13 protein-coding genes are annotated in these 16,590 nt (G+C 67.6%); 4 read left to right on the forward strand and 9 right to left on the reverse strand.

All coding sequences use genetic code 11. The features are described 5' to 3' along the window. Positions 1 to 36 precede the first annotated feature (36 nt). From hutH to AB6807_RS16555, 5 genes are read right to left on the reverse strand one after another with little or no spacing between them, the layout of a single operon-like run. Complete coding sequence (gene hutH / locus AB6807_RS16535) at positions 37 to 1,605, reverse strand: histidine ammonia-lyase (protein WP_371085421.1); 1,569 nt, start codon at positions 1,603 to 1,605, stop codon at positions 37 to 39. 59 nt (positions 1,606 to 1,664) lie between these two features. Continuing rightward, a complete protein-coding gene (hutC, locus tag AB6807_RS16540; protein WP_116911626.1) occupies positions 1,665 to 2,402 on the reverse strand; it encodes a histidine utilization repressor in 738 nt (245 codons plus the stop codon). A gap of 7 nt (positions 2,403 to 2,409) precedes the next feature. Beyond that, entirely contained in the window at positions 2,410 to 3,198 is a 789-nt protein-coding gene (locus AB6807_RS16545) for an ABC transporter ATP-binding protein (RefSeq protein WP_371085422.1), read from the reverse strand. Then, positions 3,198 to 4,058 carry an ABC transporter permease gene (locus tag AB6807_RS16550; RefSeq protein WP_207786767.1) on the reverse strand — a complete coding sequence of 287 codons (861 nt, stop codon included), beginning with the start codon at positions 4,056 to 4,058 and terminating at the stop codon, positions 3,198 to 3,200. The genes AB6807_RS16545 and AB6807_RS16550 overlap by 1 nt, the downstream gene beginning before the upstream one ends. A gap of 13 nt (positions 4,059 to 4,071) precedes the next feature. After that, positions 4,072 to 5,043, reverse strand: a complete 972-nt coding sequence (locus AB6807_RS16555) for an ABC transporter substrate-binding protein (protein WP_116911628.1) — start codon at positions 5,041 to 5,043, stop codon at positions 4,072 to 4,074. 303 nt (positions 5,044 to 5,346) lie between these two features. On the opposite strand from AB6807_RS16555, the gene recQ reads away from it, so the two are divergent. After that, positions 5,347 to 7,239, forward strand: a complete 1,893-nt coding sequence (gene recQ / locus AB6807_RS16560) for a DNA helicase RecQ (RefSeq protein ID WP_371085437.1) — start codon at positions 5,347 to 5,349, stop codon at positions 7,237 to 7,239. A 49-nt stretch (positions 7,240 to 7,288) separates the two neighbouring features. Here recQ and AB6807_RS16565 read toward each other — a convergent pair whose 3' ends face one another. From AB6807_RS16565 to AB6807_RS16575, 3 genes are all read right to left on the reverse strand, one after another. After that, positions 7,289 to 8,491, reverse strand: coding sequence for a nucleoside hydrolase (locus AB6807_RS16565; RefSeq protein WP_371085423.1), 1,203 nt, complete (start codon positions 8,489 to 8,491; stop codon positions 7,289 to 7,291). Positions 8,492 to 8,695: 204 nt separating this feature from the next. After that, the gene (locus AB6807_RS16570) at positions 8,696 to 10,336 is read right to left on the reverse strand and encodes a S41 family peptidase (protein WP_371085424.1); all 1,641 of its coding nucleotides are present in this window, start codon (positions 10,334 to 10,336) and stop codon (positions 8,696 to 8,698) included. A 122-nt stretch (positions 10,337 to 10,458) separates the two neighbouring features. Beyond that, on the reverse strand, positions 10,459 to 12,783 hold the full coding sequence (locus tag AB6807_RS16575) for an ATP-binding protein (RefSeq protein WP_371085425.1): 2,325 nt from the start codon (positions 12,781 to 12,783) through the stop codon (positions 10,459 to 10,461). A 115-nt stretch (positions 12,784 to 12,898) separates the two neighbouring features. Between AB6807_RS16575 and AB6807_RS16580 the strand changes: the two genes are divergently transcribed. The 3 genes from AB6807_RS16580 (at position 12,899) to AB6807_RS16590 (ending at position 16,409) form a co-directional block, all read left to right on the forward strand. Further along, the gene (locus AB6807_RS16580) at positions 12,899 to 14,098 is read left to right on the forward strand and encodes a threonine ammonia-lyase (protein ID WP_207786763.1); all 1,200 of its coding nucleotides are present in this window, start codon (positions 12,899 to 12,901) and stop codon (positions 14,096 to 14,098) included. 132 nt (positions 14,099 to 14,230) lie between these two features. Beyond that, complete coding sequence (locus AB6807_RS16585; protein ID WP_165840413.1) at positions 14,231 to 14,383, forward strand: hypothetical protein; 153 nt, start codon at positions 14,231 to 14,233, stop codon at positions 14,381 to 14,383. Between the two features lie 154 nt (positions 14,384 to 14,537). Next, positions 14,538 to 16,409, forward strand: coding sequence for a phosphoenolpyruvate carboxykinase (GTP) (locus AB6807_RS16590; protein WP_116911634.1), 1,872 nt, complete (start codon positions 14,538 to 14,540; stop codon positions 16,407 to 16,409). Here the strand turns inward: AB6807_RS16590 and AB6807_RS16595 are convergent. After that, a partial coding sequence (locus AB6807_RS16595) for a hypothetical protein (protein ID WP_371085426.1) occupies positions 16,349 to 16,590 on the reverse strand: 242 nt, incomplete at its 5' end. The genes AB6807_RS16590 and AB6807_RS16595 overlap by 61 nt on opposite strands.

Raw genomic sequence — 16,590 nt, forward strand, 5'->3', positions numbered from 1 at the left:
TAATCGGTGATCGGTGGATCGGTAGCGGGGGATTGCTTAAGCGCGGCTGGGCAGGATGTCGAGCAGCGCGGCAGGCAGCTCGGCCTTCAGTGCCCACTGGCGCATGGCTTCGATGTCGGGCGCGAGGTAGCGGTCGCGTTCGAGAAAGGCGACCTTCTGGCGGATGTTGCTGAACTCGGCCTCCACCAGCGGCGAGCTCTTGAGCCCGCGCTTCAGCTCGATGCCCTGGGCGGCGGCCATCGCCTCGATGCCGACCACCACCGCGGTGTTGTTGACCATGTCGCCCAGGCGGCGGCCCGCGAAGGTGGCCATCGACACATGGTCTTCCTGGTTGGCCGACGTGGGCAGGCTGTCGACGCTGGCGGGGTGCGCGAGCGACTTGTTCTCGGACGCGAGCGCGGCCGCCGTGACCTGCGCGATCATGAAGCCGGAGTTCAGCCCGCCGTCGCGCACCAGGAACGGCGGCAGGCCCGACAGGCCCGTGTCCAGCAGCAGCGCGATGCGGCGCTCGGCGATGGCGCCCACCTCGCTGATGGCCAGCGCGATGATGTCGGCCGCGAAGGCGACGGGCTCGGCGTGGAAGTTGCCGCCCGAGATCACCTCGCCGGTGTCGACGAACACCAGCGGGTTGTCCGAAGCGGCGTTGGCCTCGATGACCAGCACCCGCGCGGCATGCGCGAGGTTGTCGAGGCAGGCGCCCATCACCTGCGGAATGCAGCGCACCGAGTACGGGTCTTGCACGCGGCCGCAGTCGGCGTGCGAAGGCACGATCTCGCTGCCGTCGAGCAGCGTGCGCACGGCACCCGCCACGGCGATCTGCCCGAGCTGCCCGCGCGCGGCGTGGATGCGGGCGTCGAAGGGCTTGATCGAGCCCTGGATGGCTTCGAGCGACAGCGCGCCCGACATCAGCGAAGAAGCGAACACGTCCTCCGCGCCGAACAGGCCGTGCAGCGCGAGCGCGGTCGACACCTGCGTGCCGTTGAGCAGCGCCAGCCCTTCCTTGGGGCCGAGCACGAAGGGCTCGAGGCCGATGCTGCGCATCGCTTCGGCGCCGCCGACCACCGTGCCGTCGGCCAGCGTCGCTTCGCCTTCGCCGATCAGCACGCAGGCCATGTGCGCGAGCGGCGCCAGGTCGCCCGAGGCGCCCACCGAGCCCTTGCACGGAATGCTGGGCACCACGCCCGCGTTGAACAGCGCCAGCAGCGCATCGACCAGCGCGGGCCGCACGCCCGAGTGGCCGCGCGCCAGGCTCACGGCCTTGGTGGCGAGCACCATGCGCACCACCGGCGCGGCCAGCGGCTCGCCCGTGCCCACGCTGTGCGACAGCACGAGGTTGCGCTGCAGCTCGGCCAGGTGGTCGTTGCCGATGCGCGTGCTCGCGAGCTTGCCGAAGCCGGTGTTGATGCCGTAGACGACCTGGTCGTTCTCCACGATGTGGCGCACGGCGGCCTCGGCGCGCAGCATGCCGTCGCGCACCGAAGGGTCGAGCGACAGCTGCACGCCGCCGGCCTGGATGCGTCGCAGCATCGCCAGGTCGACGTGGCCGGGCGTCAGCGTGAGGAGAGTGCGGGAGGCTTCTGGGGAAGTGGTGTGTGTGCTTGGCATGTGAACCTGTCTATACAAGTAGGGGCGAGAGAAAACAATGCGTCTTCGTGGACAAGAAATCAACCGAAGGTCGGGTTGCCGTCGGCTTTGAAACGGCTGCCCAGGCTGTAGCGCGAGGCCGGGTGCAGGCAGCGCACCCAGGTGACGGGCGTGTTGCGGCTCCAGGTGCGGCGCGTGAGCAGCAGGCAGGGGGCGGTGGGTTCCATGGCGAGGCGCTCGGCCTGCTCGGCGGTGGGCAGCACGGCGTCGACCACGTGTTCGATCTGGTCGAAGGGCACGTTGCGCACCAGGTACTCGCTGGGCGGCATGGCGACGAAGTCCTGCTCGAGGTAGTCGGGCACCACCTGCGGGTTGACGTAGCGCTCTTCGAGCTGCACGGGCGTGCCGTTTTCCAGGTGCAGGCACACGCTGTGGAACACCGAGGCGCCGGCGCGCAGGTCGAGCCAGGCGGCCACGTCGGGCGAGGCGGCGATGCGCTCCACTTCGATCATGTCGCAGCGGTAGTCGTGCCCGCGCTGGCGGATTTCGCTGGCGATGTTGGCGATCTGCAGCAGCGTGGACTGCGGCTTGTTCTCGGCCACGAAGCTGCCCACGCCGGCCACGCGCACGATGCGGCCCTGCTCCACCAGCTCGCGCAGCGCGCGGTTCACCGTCATGCGCGCCATGCCGAACTGGGCGACCAGCTCGTGCTCCGACGGCAGGCGGTGCCCGGGCGGCCAGGTGCCGTCCTGGATCTTGCGGGAGATGTGGTCCTTGACTTGCGCGTAGAGGGCCAGGGTGGGCAGGTCGCGTTTCATCGTGCTTTCAGTGCTCCGCCGCCGCCATCGACTCGGCGCGAATCTCTTCCGTGAGCCGCGCCTTGATGTCCATGAACTCGGGCGAGGTCTTGATGGTGTAGCTGCGCGGGTGCGGAAAGTCGACCGCGATCTCGGTCTTGATGCGGCCCGGCCGCGCGCTGAACACCGCCACGCGGTTGGCCATGAAGATGGCCTCGTCGATGTCGTGCGTGACGAACAGCACCGTTTTCTGGGCCGACTCCCAGATGCCCAGCAGCAGCTCCTGCATCAGCACGCGGGTCTGGTTGTCGAGCGCGCCGAAGGGCTCGTCGAGCAGCAGCATCTTGGGGTCGTTGGCCAGCGCGCGGGCGATGGCCGTGCGCTGCTGCATGCCGCCCGAAAGCTGCTTGGGAAAGTGGTTCTCGAAGCCGCGCAGGCCCACCTTGGCGATGAAGAACTCGCTGCGGGCCTTCTGGTCGGCCTCGCTCATGCCGCGCTCGCGCAGGCCGAAGCGGATGTTCTGCGCCACCGTGAGCCACGGGAACAGCGTGTAGCTCTGGAACACCACGCCGCGGTCGGCGCCGGGGCCCTCGATGCGCTGGCCGTCGAGCAGCACCTGGCCGGTGGTCGGAAAGTCGAGCCCCGCCACGATGCGCAACAGCGTCGACTTGCCGCAGCCCGAAGGGCCGAGGATGGTGACGAAGTCGTTCTCCTTCACCTCGAAGTCGATGGGCTGCAGCGCCTGCGTGCGCTGGCCCTTGGCGCCGGTGAAGACGCGCGAGACGCCCTGGATGGAAAGCTGGTTTTGCGTCGTCATCAAAGTGCGGCCCATGCAAAGAGGCGGCGGTTGAGCGCCTTGAAAGCGAAGTCGGACAAAAGGCCGATGACACCGATCACGATGATGCCGAAGATGATCTGCCCGGTGTTCAGCAGCGCCTGGCTGTCGGTGATCATGTGGCCGATGCCCGAGGACGAGCCGATGAGCTCGGCCACGATCACGTAGGTCCAGGCCCAGCCCAGCACCAGGCGCAGCGTTTCGGCGATGCCCGGCGCCGCGCCCGGAATGAGCACCCGCGCCACGATGCCGCGGCTGTTGGCGCCCAGCGTGTAGGCGGCCTCGACCAGGTCGCGGCGCGCGCCGCCCACGGTGACGGCCACCATCAGCACGATCTGGAAGAACGAGCCGATGAAGATCACCAGCAGCTTCTGCATCTCGCCCAGGCCCGCCCACAGGATGAGCAGCGGAATGAAGGCCGAGGCCGGCAGGTAGCGGCAGAACGAGACGAAGGGCTCGAAGAAGGCCTCCACCGTCTTCCACGTGCCCATGGCGATGCCCAGCGGCACCGCGAACACTGCGGCCAGCAGGAAGCCGCCGAACACGCGCCACACAGTCATGCCGATGTCGCCCAGGAAGCCGTACTCGGTGAAGAGCAGCCAGCCCTCCTTCACCATGGTCGGCGGGCTCGCGAGGAAGGTCGGCGGCACGAAGCCGCCGAGCGTGGCGGCCGCCCACACCAGCACGAAGACCACGAAGAACGCGAGCCCCAGCAGCACGCGCGCACGCGTGCCGATGGGCTCCAGCGGCGCCAGGCCGCGCCGGCGCACGGGCTGCGCCAATGGCGCAGCCTGTGCCGGCGCTACCGCCACCGCGCGCACCGCGTTCGATGCCTGCGTCATCTCTGCCATGGCCTTACTTGACGAAGCTCGCGTCGAAGGTCACCGAAAGGTCCTCGGGTGCCTTGCGGATCACGCCGGCTTCCAGAAGGATGGGGGTGGCCTCCTTCATGAAGCTGGTGAGCTCGCCCGAGAAGAACTTCTGGTTGGCCGCCTTGTCCTGCCAGCGCAGGAAGGCCGACGACTTGGCGAACTGCTCGCCGCTCTGCTTCACGGCGGAGCCCATGAGCTCGTTCGACTTCTCGGGCTCGGCCTTGATCATGTCGAGCGCGTCGAAGTACGACTTGGTGAGCGCGGCGGCGGCCTTGGCGTTGGCCTTGAGCCAGGTGGGCGCGCAGCCGACGGTGTCCATCACCATGGGGTAGTCGAGCGTGGTGGCCAGGATCTTGCCGGCCGCGGGGTTGGCGCGCACGGTCGACAGGTACGGCTCATAGGTCATGGCGGCGTCGTTCTGGCCGGCCACGAAGGCCTGGGCCGAGGCCTGCGGCGACAGCGTGGTGGTCTTCACGTCCTTCAGCGTCATGCCGTTCTTGCTGAGCATCCAGGCCAGCCCGAAATAGGGGGCGGTGCCGGGCGCGTCCACGCCGATGGTCTTGCCCTTGAGGTCGGAGAACTTGGCCACGTCGCCGCGCACCGCGAGGCCGTCGGCGCCGTAGGACTTGTCCATCTGGAAGATCTGCACGATGGGCACGCCGTTGGCGTTCCAGGCCACGTGCGTTTCCACCGTGGTGGCCGCGCACTGGATGGCGCCGGAGGCCAGCGCCAGGTGGCGGTCCTTCTGCGGGATCATCTTGAGTTCGACGTCGAGCCCGTTCTTCTTGAAGATGCCGGCCTTGTCGGCCAGCGAGAGCGGCGCGAAGCCGGTCCAGCCGGACATGCCGAGCGCGATCTTCGTTTCCTGGGCGGCGGCCGTTTGGGCCATGCCCGCTGCACATGCACCTGCTGCCAGCAGCGAAGCGACTTTCACAACTACCGTCGTCTTGACCATGGGTACTCCTGGTTCCGTTTCTTGAGAGATGGCTCGGCGATGCGCCCGGGGCCGGGCTGCACGCGCCTCGCATTGTTGCCAAGCGCCCCAGCTTGTATATACAGGATAACCCGAAAGGTCTTTTTTGGTGCATCGCTGAGGGAAATGCACCGGTTTGCTGTCTAGACAAGAAAGGCTGCGGGACGGGGGTGACCATCGCAAACCTCGTGCCACAGTCATTTCCGTGCTGCTGGGGGACAATCGGCGGCCCCCGCCTTCACCGCCCTTTCGCCATTCGGCCTCCTGGCCTTCCCCACGTTGCCTGTGTCCTCTCTCGCTCCCCGCCCCATCGACGCCTCCGGCAGCAGCGCTCCCGCCGACATCCTCCACGAGGTCTTCGGCTATTCGCAGTTCCGCGGGGCCCAGCAGGACATCGTCGACCACGTGGTGGGCGGCGGCGACGCGCTGGTGCTGATGCCCACGGGCGGCGGCAAGTCGCTGTGCTACCAGATCCCGGCCATCGCGCGGCAGCGCGCGGGGCGCGGCGTGTCGATCGTGGTGTCGCCGCTGATCGCGCTGATGCACGACCAGGTGGGCGCGCTGCACGAGGCCGGCGTGAACGCGGCCTTTCTGAATTCCACGCTCGACTGGGAACAGACGCAGGACGTGGAGCGCCGCATGCTGCGCGGCGAGATCACGCTCCTGTACGCGGCGCCCGAGCGCGTGAACACACCGCGCTTTCTGTCGCAGCTCGATTCGCTGAAGGAGCGCGGCAAGCTCTCGCTCTTCGCCATCGACGAGGCCCATTGCGTGAGCCAGTGGGGCCACGACTTTCGTCCTGAGTACCGCGCGCTCACGGTGCTGCACGAGCGTTACGCGGGCGTGCCGCGCATCGCGCTCACGGCCACGGCCGACGCGCTCACACGCGCCGACATCGTCGAACGGCTGCAGCTCGAGGAGGCGCGCCAGTTCGTCTCCAGCTTCGACCGGCCGAACATCCGCTACACCATCGTCGAAAAGAAAGACGCCACCACGCAGCTGCTGCGCTTCATCGAGCGCGAGCACGAGGGCGACGCGGGCGTGGTGTATTGCCAGTCGCGCAAGCGGGTGGAAGACCTGGCGAGCACGCTGCGCGACGCGGGCGTGAACGCGCTGCCGTACCACGCGGGCCTGGACGCCGCGGTGCGCCAGAAGCACCAGGACCGCTTCCTGCGCGAGGAAGGCATCGTGATGGTCGCGACCATCGCTTTCGGCATGGGCATCGACAAGCCCGACGTGCGCTTTGTCGGCCACCTGGACATGCCCAAGAACATCGAGGGCTATTACCAGGAAACCGGCCGCGCCGGCCGCGACGGCGGCCCCGCCGACGCCTGGATGGCCTACGGCCTGAACGACGTGGTGAACCAGCGCCGCATGATCGACGAGAGCCCGGCCGGCGAAGAATTCAAGCAGGTGATGCGCGGCAAGCTCGACGCCCTGCTCTCGCTGGCCGAGGCCAGCGACTGCCGGCGCGTGCGGCTGCTGGGCTACTTCGGCGAGCAGAGCACGCCCTGCGGCAACTGCGACAACTGCCTGAACCCGCCGCAGGTGTGGGACGGCACCGACGCCGCGCGCAAGCTGCTGAGCACCATCTACCGCGTGCAGCAGCTGAGCGGCATCAGCTTCGGCGCGGGGCACATCATGGACATCCTGCGCGGCAAGTCGACCGAGAAGGTGAAGCAGTTCGGCCACGAGCGCGTGAGCACCTTCGGCATTGGCGCGGAGTTCAGCGAGGTGGCGCTGCGCGGCGTGCTGCGTCAGCTGATCGCCACCGGCGCGCTGGCGGTGGACGCGGAAGCGTTCAACACGCTGAAGCTCACCGAGGGCTCGCGCGCGGTGCTCAAGGGCGAGGCCGTGGTGTCGCTGCGCGAGTCGGTCTCGTCGCCAGCGGACCGCAAGCCCCGGCGCGAGAAGGTGGCCAAGGGCGCGCCGTCGCCGGCCGCCGCCTCGCTGGACGACACCGGCAAGAAGCGCTTCGAGGCGCTGAAGGCGTGGCGCGCCGAAGTGGCCAAGGAGCACAACCTGCCGGCCTACGTGATCTTTCACGACGCCACGCTGGCCGCCATTGCCGAGCGCGCGCCGGCGACGCTCGAAGACCTGCAGGGCATCAGCGGCATCGGCACCAAGAAGCTGGAGGCCTACGGGTCCGAAGTGCTGCGGGTGTGCGAGGCTTTCTGAGCCGAAGGCCCGGCTCACCTGCGAGCCTGCTCACCTGCGAGCCTGCGGCTCAGTTCGACGCCGGCAGCACGACCGGCACCGGCCGCGTGAGCAGGTCGACGTACAGGTCGAAGAAGCGCGCGTTGTCGAACCTCTGCACCACCGTCATCTTCTGCAGCGTGGGGCCGGCCGGCTGCGCGCTGTAGCCGATGGAGCGGCCGTTGTCGGGCGCGCCGGGCTTGGCGACCACATCGACGTAGCGCTGCGCGGTCTGCGTGGCGTAGCTCGGGTCGATGAGGTAGGCGAGCGTCAGCGTGTCCCAGATGTTCTGCGTGTAGCTGGCGTTGGTCTCGAAGCCGTTCTTGCCGTCGAAGCCGTAGCCGTTGAGCTTCTGGAACACGTCGGTCACGGCCGTGGGCTTGGCCGGGTGGGCGATGCGGTCGTACACCGGCTTGGTGAGGAACACGGTGTCGGTCACGTCCAGCGGCACCACCACCTGCGGGATGGGCAGGCGCACCACGAACTGCGCGGCGTCGGGGTCGAACCACCAGTTGAACTCGGCCGCCTTGGTGGTGTTGCCCGGCACGTCGACGGCGCCGCCCATGTAGATGATCTTCCTGATGAGCGGGACGATCTCGGGGTTCTGCTTCACGGCCAGCGCGATGTTGGTGAGCGGGCCGATGGCCAGGATGGTCACCTCGCCGGGGTTGGCCTTCACGGTGTCGACGATGAAGTCGACCGCGCTCTTGCGCTGCACCACGGTGTGCCTGGCGAAGCCGTCGGGCGAAGGCTTCAGGTCGGCGTCGGTCTTGGGCTCGGGGCCGCCCCAGGCGCCCAGGTAGCCGTCGCCACCCGCGCCGGCGGCCATCTCGGCGTCGACGTCGGCCAGCGTGTGGTTGAGCGCGTAGTTCGCTCCCACGTACACGCCGATGCGGTCGCCCACGCCCAGCCGCTCCACCGACATCAGCGCGTCGGCCACGCCCTGCCGGAGCCACTGGTTGCCCGAGACCACGCTGATGCCCATGACCTGCACCTTGCCGTCGGCCTGCAGCTGCGCGGCCATGACGCCGAGCTGGCCGTCGTCGCTCATGGTGTTGTAGTCGCTGTCGATGATGATCTTCTGGGCCGTGCCGCCCGAGGAGCCGGGCTGTCCGCCGAAGCCCGGGCCGAGGCCGATGCCTCCGGCCCCTGCGCCTCCCCCGTTGCCGCCACCGCCACAACCCGCCAGCACCGTGCTGACGACGACCAAGGTCGCCACAAGCCATTTGCGCATCTGCTTCTCCTGGAGCTAAGAGTTAGGTTCTCAGTGCTGCTTCACTCGACAGCAATGAAATACAAACGTTTGCGCAAACCTTTGCGCAAACGTTTCACAAACTCTACGGCGCTTGCCACGGGGGTGGCAAGCGCCGTGGCCTAGGGGTTTTCCGCGGGACGCCGCCTGCCGCCCCGGGGAAAGCGCGGGAGGGGTTCGAGGGCTTCAGCCCGGGTTCGACAGGGTGTCGATCAGGCGGTTCTCGCGCAGCGGCGAGCGGTCGAGCAGGTAGGGCTGTTCGGCCTGGGGCGCCGGCTGCGACTTGTTGAGCGCCGCGTCGGCCAGGGTCTTGGTCGAGCTGGGCGCCGGGCACGCGCCCGCGCTGCGCAGGTTGAGCGCGGCGGCAAGGCGGGCCTCGGCGGGGTCGCCCAGCTCGTGGCCGAAGTCGTCGGCCACGGTGCAGTTGGCGTCGGGTGCGAAGCCGTCGCTGTAGTCGCCGTAGCCCTGCTGGTTGGCGCCCTTGAACTGGATCGCGAAGTAGGTGGTGCCGCAGTTGTCCTGCGGAATGAAGCCGTAGGGCTTGCCGCAGGTGGTGCCGCCCACCAGGTTGACCGCCACGCCCACGCCGCGCAGGCTGTTGATGACCGACTCGCTGGCCGAGCAGGTGTCGGGGCCGGTAAGCACCGTCACGCGCGACAGGCCGAGCGTGGGCAGCGGCTGGCCGCTGTTGCTGGTGCCGAGAAAGGGCGTGAGGGTTTGCGCCGCCGTCTGGCGGAACGGGTTCTTGTCGTTGTAGACCAGTTGCTCGAAGGTCTTGCCGGCCGTGACCCCGGGCGACGAGATCATGTACGCCAGCCGGCTCGCGATGGCGAGCTGGCCGCCGCCGTTGTAGCGCATGTCGAGCACCAGGTCCTTGATGGCGGCGCCCTTGAAGGTGTTGACCGCGCTGATGAGCAAGGGCTCCGAGGTCGTGATGTGGTCGTTGAACAGCAGGTAGCCCACGTTGGCGCCGGCCGGGTCGATGACCTTCACGTTCTGCACCGGCGTGCTGGTGACCTTATCTGCGGTGAGTACCACCGTCGACTGCGTGCCGTTCATGTCGAAGGTGAAGGTGTGCGATTCGCCCCGGGCCTTCGGCGAAAGGGCGCCGTTGATCACGTTCACGTTGGCGGTGCCCGTGGCGCTGACGACGTTCACGCCGTCGATGGTGAGGATCTTCGCGCCGCGCTGGATGCCGGCCTTGGCGGCGGGCGAGGTTGGCCCGGGCTCGACCAGCGCGATGCGGATGTCGCGCGGCGGCGAGCTGCGCACCGACGCCGTCTCCATGCCGTAGCCCGCCGACACGCCGCCCAGGTTGAGCTGGCGGTACACCTCGGTGTCGTAGGTGAAGTGGAAGCGGTCCTTGGCGCGGCCCGAGCTGGTGGTGGCCGGCGTCTTCAGCACGTTGAACCAGGCCACCGGGGTGGCGTAGTCGGCCGCCTTCAGGGCGGCGGGCACTTCGCTGTACCAGAGGTAGGTTTCGTCGATCCAGCCGCGCACCCAGCTCTTTTCGGTGTCGAGCGAGCCGGCGGTGTCGGGGTAGGCGCGGTTGGTGGCGGGGTTGATGCCGGTGCGCGGCGCGGCGCACTGGGCGGCCACGGTGGCCGACGCCACGATGCCGGAGCCGCCTGTGTTGTTGTCGCCCGCGGCGGGCGGCGGGGTCACGCCGGGGAGCAGGCCGATCGGCAAGCCGCCGCCGCCGCCGCCTCCCCCACCGCCCCCGCAGCCCGCCAGCAGGCAGGTCGCGGCGAGCGCGGCGAAAGCTGCGCCCGAGGCCCAGGCACCCGCACGCGGCAACCGCCGCGCGTCGATCTTGCGAAAACCCATGTGCTCCTCCTGATGTCCACGGTGGCGGACGGATGTTTCGCAGCGTGCAACGGCCTTGCCCGCGCTGCGCTCCCCCGGGCATCCCGCCCGGCGCTGTGCTCTTCTTCTCTTGTGCTCTGCGGCTACTGCACGAAGCCCATGCCGCGCGACTCGCGCACTTCGGGCTTGATGCGGTGCTCGGCCTCGAGCTGGTCCATGAACTCGGCGGCCGAGAACTCGGTGGCCAGGATATCGGTCTGCCGCTTCACGGCCGCGAAATCCCCCGGGCACAGCTGGGTCAGCTGCGCGAGCCGGGTGCGCAGCGCGCCGGCCATCAGCGCCGCGTCGCCAGCCAGCGCCTCGGTGACGAACATGTGCTCACGCTGCGCCGCGGTGAGCGGCATGAACTTGATCTTGAAGGTGAAGCGCCTGAGCGCCGCCTGGTCGAGCCGGTCGAGCAGGTTGGTGGTGCACACGAAGATGCCGTTGAAGCGCTCCATGCCCTGCAGCATCTCGTTGACCTCGGTGACCTCGTAGGTGCGCTGCGCGCCGCGCCGGTCCTGAAGGAAGCTGTCGGCCTCGTCGAGCAGCAGCACCGCCTTTTCGCTCTCGGCCTCGCGGAACATGGCGGCCATGTTCTGCTCGGTCTCGCCCACGTACTTGCTCATGAGGTCGCTGGCCTGCTTGACGATGAGCGGGCGGCCGATGGCCTTGGCGATGTGCTCGGCCAGCGCCGTCTTGCCGGTGCCGGGCGCGCCGTAGAAGCACAGCGTGCCGTGGCCACGCGCTTTCAGCGCCTCCACGATGCGCGGGAGCTCGAAGCGGGTCTCCACGTTGAGCATGTCGAGGTCGTAGGTTGTCACGCTGCGGCGCTCGCCGCGGCCGGTGTCCAGCGTGCCGAGCGCCAGGTCGGCGTTGCGCAGCTGGCGTTCGATGAGGGCCTCGACAGATGCATCGTCGGTGCGCGCCAGTCCCGCGAATCGCACCGCGGTGCGGATCTGCGCGGGCGTGAGGCCCTTGCGCTCGGCCAGCTTGGCGGTGAAGGCCTCGGACACGACCACGCCTTCGAGCGTCTTCTTCACGAGCTGCTCGCGCGCACCGGGCGGCGGCGACTTCAGCTCCAGGTGGTACGCAAAGCGGCGGCGAAAGGCCGGGTCGATCTGCTCGATGCGGTTGGTGACCCACAGCGTGGGCACGGGGTTGGCCTCGAGGATCTGGTTGACCCAGGCCTTGCCGCTCACGCTGCCGCTGGTGGGCGCGGGAATCTGCTCGGCGCGCGCCATGAACTGCGCGGCCTCGGTGCTGATGGGCGGGAACACGTCCTCGACCTCGTCGAACAGCAACGCAGCCTGCGCGCTGCCCTTGAGGAACACCTGCGCGATCTGCAGCGAGCGGTAGCGGTCGCGCCCGCTCAAAGAATTGCCGTCGCGGTCGGCGTACTCGACCTCGAAGAGTTCCAGCCCCGCGGCCTGCGCCACGACCTTCGCCAGCTCGGTCTTGCCGGTGCCCGGCGGGCCGTACAGCAGCACGTTGACGCCCGGCTCCTTGCGCGCGACCGCCGCGCGCAGCAAGGTGACGAGCATCTGCGCGTCTTCCTGCACGAACGAGAAGTCGTGCGGCGTGAGCGCGCTCTTGGCCGAGGGCCGCGTGAACACGGCCATCAGCTCGTTGTGGTCGCGGTACTCGCGCATGAGCACGGGCGGCAGCTTCTCGCTGACCTTCATGAGGTCGGCGAGGTCGGTGATGTTGTGCTCGGAGATGAGGTTCTCGACCAGGCCGATGCGCTCCAGCCGAGAGCCCGCGCGCAGCGCCTCGCCCACTTCGCTCGCGTTCACGCCGGCGATGTCGGCGATGGCCGCGTAGGCCTCGGGCGCGTTGTTGACCTTGAACTCGACCAGCAGCGAACGCAGGTCGCGCTGGTAGCGCGCGAGCGTGCCGTACAGGAGCAACGCGCGCTCGGCCTTGTTCAGTTGCAGCAGGCCGGCGAGGGCCTCGATGTTCTTCTCGACCAGCGTCGACTGCTTGCGCAATGCATGCGTGAGCCAGTCGCGCGTGACGGCCAGCACCGAGAGCAGATCCTTCGGCTGGTCCTTGGCGTATTCGTCGAGGTAGAAGAAGAGCGTGCCCTCCTCATACGGGCCGCGCCACACGCCGTGACGCTCCAGCAGCGTGCGGCCGTCGAAGTTCTCGACGCCCTTCCATGCTTCGTTGCCGGCGCACCGCCGTCCGAGAAACTCGCGCAGCCGCTGCAGCACCGCCGCGGGCCACACCAGGTGCCGGCCGGTGAGAGAGAGCAGGCCGTTGATGTCGCGCCGCACATTGAAGCGCGGCCCCTGCTTGGCCGCGAGCGTGAGCACGAAGTGCGAGCACATGAGCTCCAGCACCGGTGCTTCCTTGAGGCCGGGCGACGGCAATGCCTGCCCGCGTACCGCAGCAGCCACCACATCGACACCCGCACGCTTGGCCATCAGGCAACCTCCAACGAGGAAAATCTCGGAGAGACCATAACGCAGACTTTTGGCTTCGGGAAGACTCGCAAACGGTAAAAACCCTGATGGTGCGATTCCAGCCACAATGCGCGCCATGGTCGGAATCGATGAAATACAGCGCGCCGCGGCGCGCCTGCAAGGTCAGGTGCTCAACACGCCGTGCGTGGAATCGCGCACCCTGTCGGAGATCGTCGGAGCCCAGGTGTTCCTGAAATTCGAGAACCTGCAGTTCACATCCTCGTTCAAGGAACGGGGTGCGTGCAACAAGCTGGTCGATCTTTCCGAGAACGGTACACGCGGAGTGATCGCCATGTCTGCGGGCAACCATGCGCAGGGTGTGGCCTATCACGCGCAACGCCTCGGCCTGCGCGCGCTGATCGTCATGCCGCGCTTCACGCCCGGCGTGAAGATCGAACGCACGAGGGGCTTCGGCGCCGAGGTGGTGCTGCACGGCGACTCGCTCGATGCCGCACGCGCGCACGCCCTGGAGCTTGCGCAGCGCGAGGGCCTGACCTTCGTGCATCCGTACGACGACGAAGCCATCATCGCGGGCCAGGGCACGGTGGCGCTGGAAATGCTCGACGCGGTGCCCGACCTCGACACGCTGGTGGTGGCGGTCGGCGGCGGCGGGCTCATCGCGGGCATGGCGGTGGCGGCGCGCGAGCGCAGGCCCGACATCGAGATCGTCGGCGTGCAGACCACGCGCTTCCCGGCCATGGTGAACGCTGTGAAGGGCACGCACCACGTGCAGGGCAAGAGCACGATCGCCGAAGGCATCGCGGTCGGAACGCCCGGCGTGCTGACGCAGGCCATCATCGCGAGCAAGGTCGACGACCTGCTGCTGGTGGACGAAGGCGACATCGAGCAAGGCGTGCTGATGCTGCTCGAAATCGAGAAGACGCTGGTCGAGGGCGCCGGCGCGGCCGGGCTCGCGGCGCTGATACGGCACCCGGAACGCTTCAAAGGCAAGCGCGTGGGGCTGGTGCTGTCGGGCGGCAACATCGATCCGCTGCTGCTCGCGGCCATCATCGAGCGCGGCATGGTGCGCGCCGGCCGTCTGGCCCGGGTGCGCGTGAGTGCGCGCGACGTGCCGGGCTCGCTGGCCCAGATCACCGCGACCGTGGCCGAAGCAGGCGCTAACGTCGACGAGGTGCACCACCAGCGCGCCTTCACCATGCTGGCGGCGCAGAACGTCGACATCGAGCTGGTGCTGCAGACCCGCGGACGGGCGCACCTGGCCAGCGTGCTGGTCGCGCTGAAGGATGCGGGCTTCGAGGCGGAGGAGCAGCACTGAGCTGCGAGCACCGGCATGCATGGGTAGCGGGCTAACCCGATCGGGGGGCTCGCAACCCCCTAGACCGGTCGGAGGCTACCCGCCGGTAAAATGGCCCGAGTCTGTCAATTTGTGTATTCGAGGTACTTCCCGATGTCCAACCCCACACCCGTCGAACCGAGCCACGGCGCTGCCGTCGAAAAAGACGCCGTCGAGTCGGTCGTTCACCTGATGCCCATCGTGCTGCCCCTGGCGGGTGGCGTGCTGATGCTGCTGCTGGCATCCATCGCGGTCTACATGGCCTGACGCTGACAGGCATTGGCGACCTTGTCCGCGGGCAGTGCAGCCCGCGTTGACGCAGTCTCCCCAAGGCGAAACGTTTTCTCAAACGGACCTCCATGCCGCCGCAGGCATGGCGCCCCGTTCGGAAAGACGATTTTTCAACTTAGGAGTTTTTCCGATGAACGCACCCACGATGCAGGGCCTCACCATTCAGGCGCCCTCATACGTCAAGAACGCGAAACTGATCGCCTGGGTGGCCGACATGGCCGCACTGTGCAAGCCTGAAGCCATTCACTGGTGCGACGGCAGCAAGGAAGAATACGACCGCCTCTGCCAGCAGCTGGTGGACGCCGGAACGTTCAAGAAGCTCAACCCGGCCAAGCGCCCCAACTCGTTCCTGGCGGTGTCCGACCCGACCGACGTGGCACGCGTTGAAGACCGCACCTTCATCTGCTCGCAGCAGAAGGAAAACGCAGGCCCCACCAACAACTGGATGGCACCGGCCGAAATGCGCGCCACGCTGCAACCGCTGTTCGACGGCTGCATGAAGGGCCGCACCATGTATGTCGTGCCGTTCAGCATGGGCCCGCTGGGCTCGCCCATTGCGCACATCGGCATCGAGCTGTCGGACTCGCCCTATGTGGCGGTCAACATGCGCATCATGACGCGCATGGGCAAGGCCGTGTACGAGGTGCTGGGCGCCGACGGCGACTTCGTGCCGTGCGTGCACACCGTGGGCGCGCCGCTGGAAGCCGGCCAGAAGGACGTGTCCTGGCCCTGCAACAAGACCAAGTACATCGTTCACTACCCCGAGACGCGCGAGATCTGGAGCTACGGTTCGGGCTACGGCGGCAACGCGCTGCTGGGCAAGAAGTGCTTCGCGCTGCGCATCGCATCGAACATGGGCCGCGACGAAGGCTGGCTGGCCGAGCACATGCTCATCCTGGGCGTGACGAATCCCGAGGGCAAGAAATACCACGTGGCTGCGGCGTTCCCGAGCGCCTGCGGCAAGACCAACTTCTCGATGCTGGTGCCGCCGGCAGGCTTCGAGGGCTGGAAGGTAACGACCATCGGCGACGACATCGCCTGGATCAAACCGCAAGCCGATGGCTCGCTGCGCGCCATCAACCCCGAGGCCGGCTACTTCGGCGTGGCCCCCGGCACCAACATGCTGACCAACCCGAACTGCATGCGCAGCCTGGACGACGGCGTGATCTTCACCAACGTCGCGCTGACGGACGACGGCGACGTGTGGTGGGAAGGTATGGAGCAAGACGCACCGGGCAAGGCGCTGCCGGCGCACCTGATCGACTGGCAAGGCAAGGACTGGACGCCGCAGATCGCCAAGGAAACCGGCGCGAAGGCGGCGCACCCGAACGCGCGCTTCACCGTTGCCGCGACCAACAACCCGGCGCTCGACGAGGCCTGGGACGATCCGAAGGGCGTGTCCATCGACGCGTTCATCTTCGGCGGCCGCCGCTCGACAACCGTGCCGCTGGTGACCGAGGCCCGTAACTGGGTCGAAGGCGTCTACATGGCGGCGACCATGGGTTCGGAGACCACCGCGGCAGCGGCTGGCCAACAAGGCGTGGTGCGCCGCGACCCGTTCGCCATGCTGCCGTTCATGGGCTACAACATGAGCGACTATTTCCAGCACTGGCTCGACCTGGGCAAGAAGCTCGAGGCGTCGGGCGCCAAGCTGCCGAAGATCTATACGACCAACTGGTTCCGCAAAGGCGCCGACGGCAAGTTCGTCTGGCCTGGTTATGGCGAGAACATGCGTGTGCTGAAGTGGATGATCGACCGCGTCGAAGGCAACCAGACGGAAGGCATCGAGCACATCACAGGAGTGAGCCCGCGTTATGAAGACCTGAATTGGACGGGTCTGAATTTCAGCGCGGAGCAATTCGCAACGGTGACCAGCATCGACAAGGCGGCGTGGGAAGCCGAGTTGAAGCTGCATGAAGAGCTTTTCAAGCAGCTGGAACATCATCTGCCGAAGGAATTGCCGGAGACGAAGGCTGCGATTGAGCAGCGCTTGGCTGCTTGATATTCAGCTGTTCTAAATAACAAAAGCCCGGAGGTTGATCCTTCCGGGCTTTTTATTGTCTGCGTGCTTTGCGGGCTCTGTTTCTTTGCTGCTTCGAATTCGTTCGCGCAAAGCAAAAAACCCCAGTCAATTCTGACTGGGGTTTTCTGGGCTGTAAGAGCCTGACGATGACCTACTTTCA

The sequence above is a fragment of the Variovorax sp. RCC_210 genome (assembly GCF_041355175.1).
Lineage (GTDB): Bacteria > Pseudomonadota > Gammaproteobacteria > Burkholderiales > Burkholderiaceae_C > Variovorax.

What these genes read in the sequence shown, in the direction of transcription:
- AB6807_RS16575 (WP_371085425.1), bottom strand. Translation starts at nt 12,783, where the DNA reads ATGGCCAAGCGTGCGGGTGTCGATGTGGTGGCTGCTGCGGTACGCGGG.
- AB6807_RS16585 (WP_165840413.1), top strand. Translation starts at nt 14,231, where the DNA reads ATGTCCAACCCCACACCCGTCGAACCGAGCCACGGCGCTGCCGTCGAA.
- AB6807_RS16550 (WP_207786767.1), bottom strand. Translation starts at nt 4,058, where the DNA reads ATGACGCAGGCATCGAACGCGGTGCGCGCGGTGGCGGTAGCGCCGGCA.
- AB6807_RS16590 (WP_116911634.1), top strand. Translation starts at nt 14,538, where the DNA reads ATGAACGCACCCACGATGCAGGGCCTCACCATTCAGGCGCCCTCATAC.
- hutC (WP_116911626.1), bottom strand. Translation starts at nt 2,402, where the DNA reads ATGAAACGCGACCTGCCCACCCTGGCCCTCTACGCGCAAGTCAAGGAC.
- AB6807_RS16580 (WP_207786763.1), top strand. Translation starts at nt 12,899, where the DNA reads ATGGTCGGAATCGATGAAATACAGCGCGCCGCGGCGCGCCTGCAAGGT.
- AB6807_RS16565 (WP_371085423.1), bottom strand. Translation starts at nt 8,491, where the DNA reads ATGCGCAAATGGCTTGTGGCGACCTTGGTCGTCGTCAGCACGGTGCTG.
- AB6807_RS16555 (WP_116911628.1), bottom strand. Translation starts at nt 5,043, where the DNA reads ATGGTCAAGACGACGGTAGTTGTGAAAGTCGCTTCGCTGCTGGCAGCA.
- hutH (WP_371085421.1), bottom strand. Translation starts at nt 1,605, where the DNA reads ATGCCAAGCACACACACCACTTCCCCAGAAGCCTCCCGCACTCTCCTC.
- AB6807_RS16570 (WP_371085424.1), bottom strand. Translation starts at nt 10,336, where the DNA reads ATGGGTTTTCGCAAGATCGACGCGCGGCGGTTGCCGCGTGCGGGTGCC.
- AB6807_RS16545 (WP_371085422.1), bottom strand. Translation starts at nt 3,198, where the DNA reads ATGACGACGCAAAACCAGCTTTCCATCCAGGGCGTCTCGCGCGTCTTC.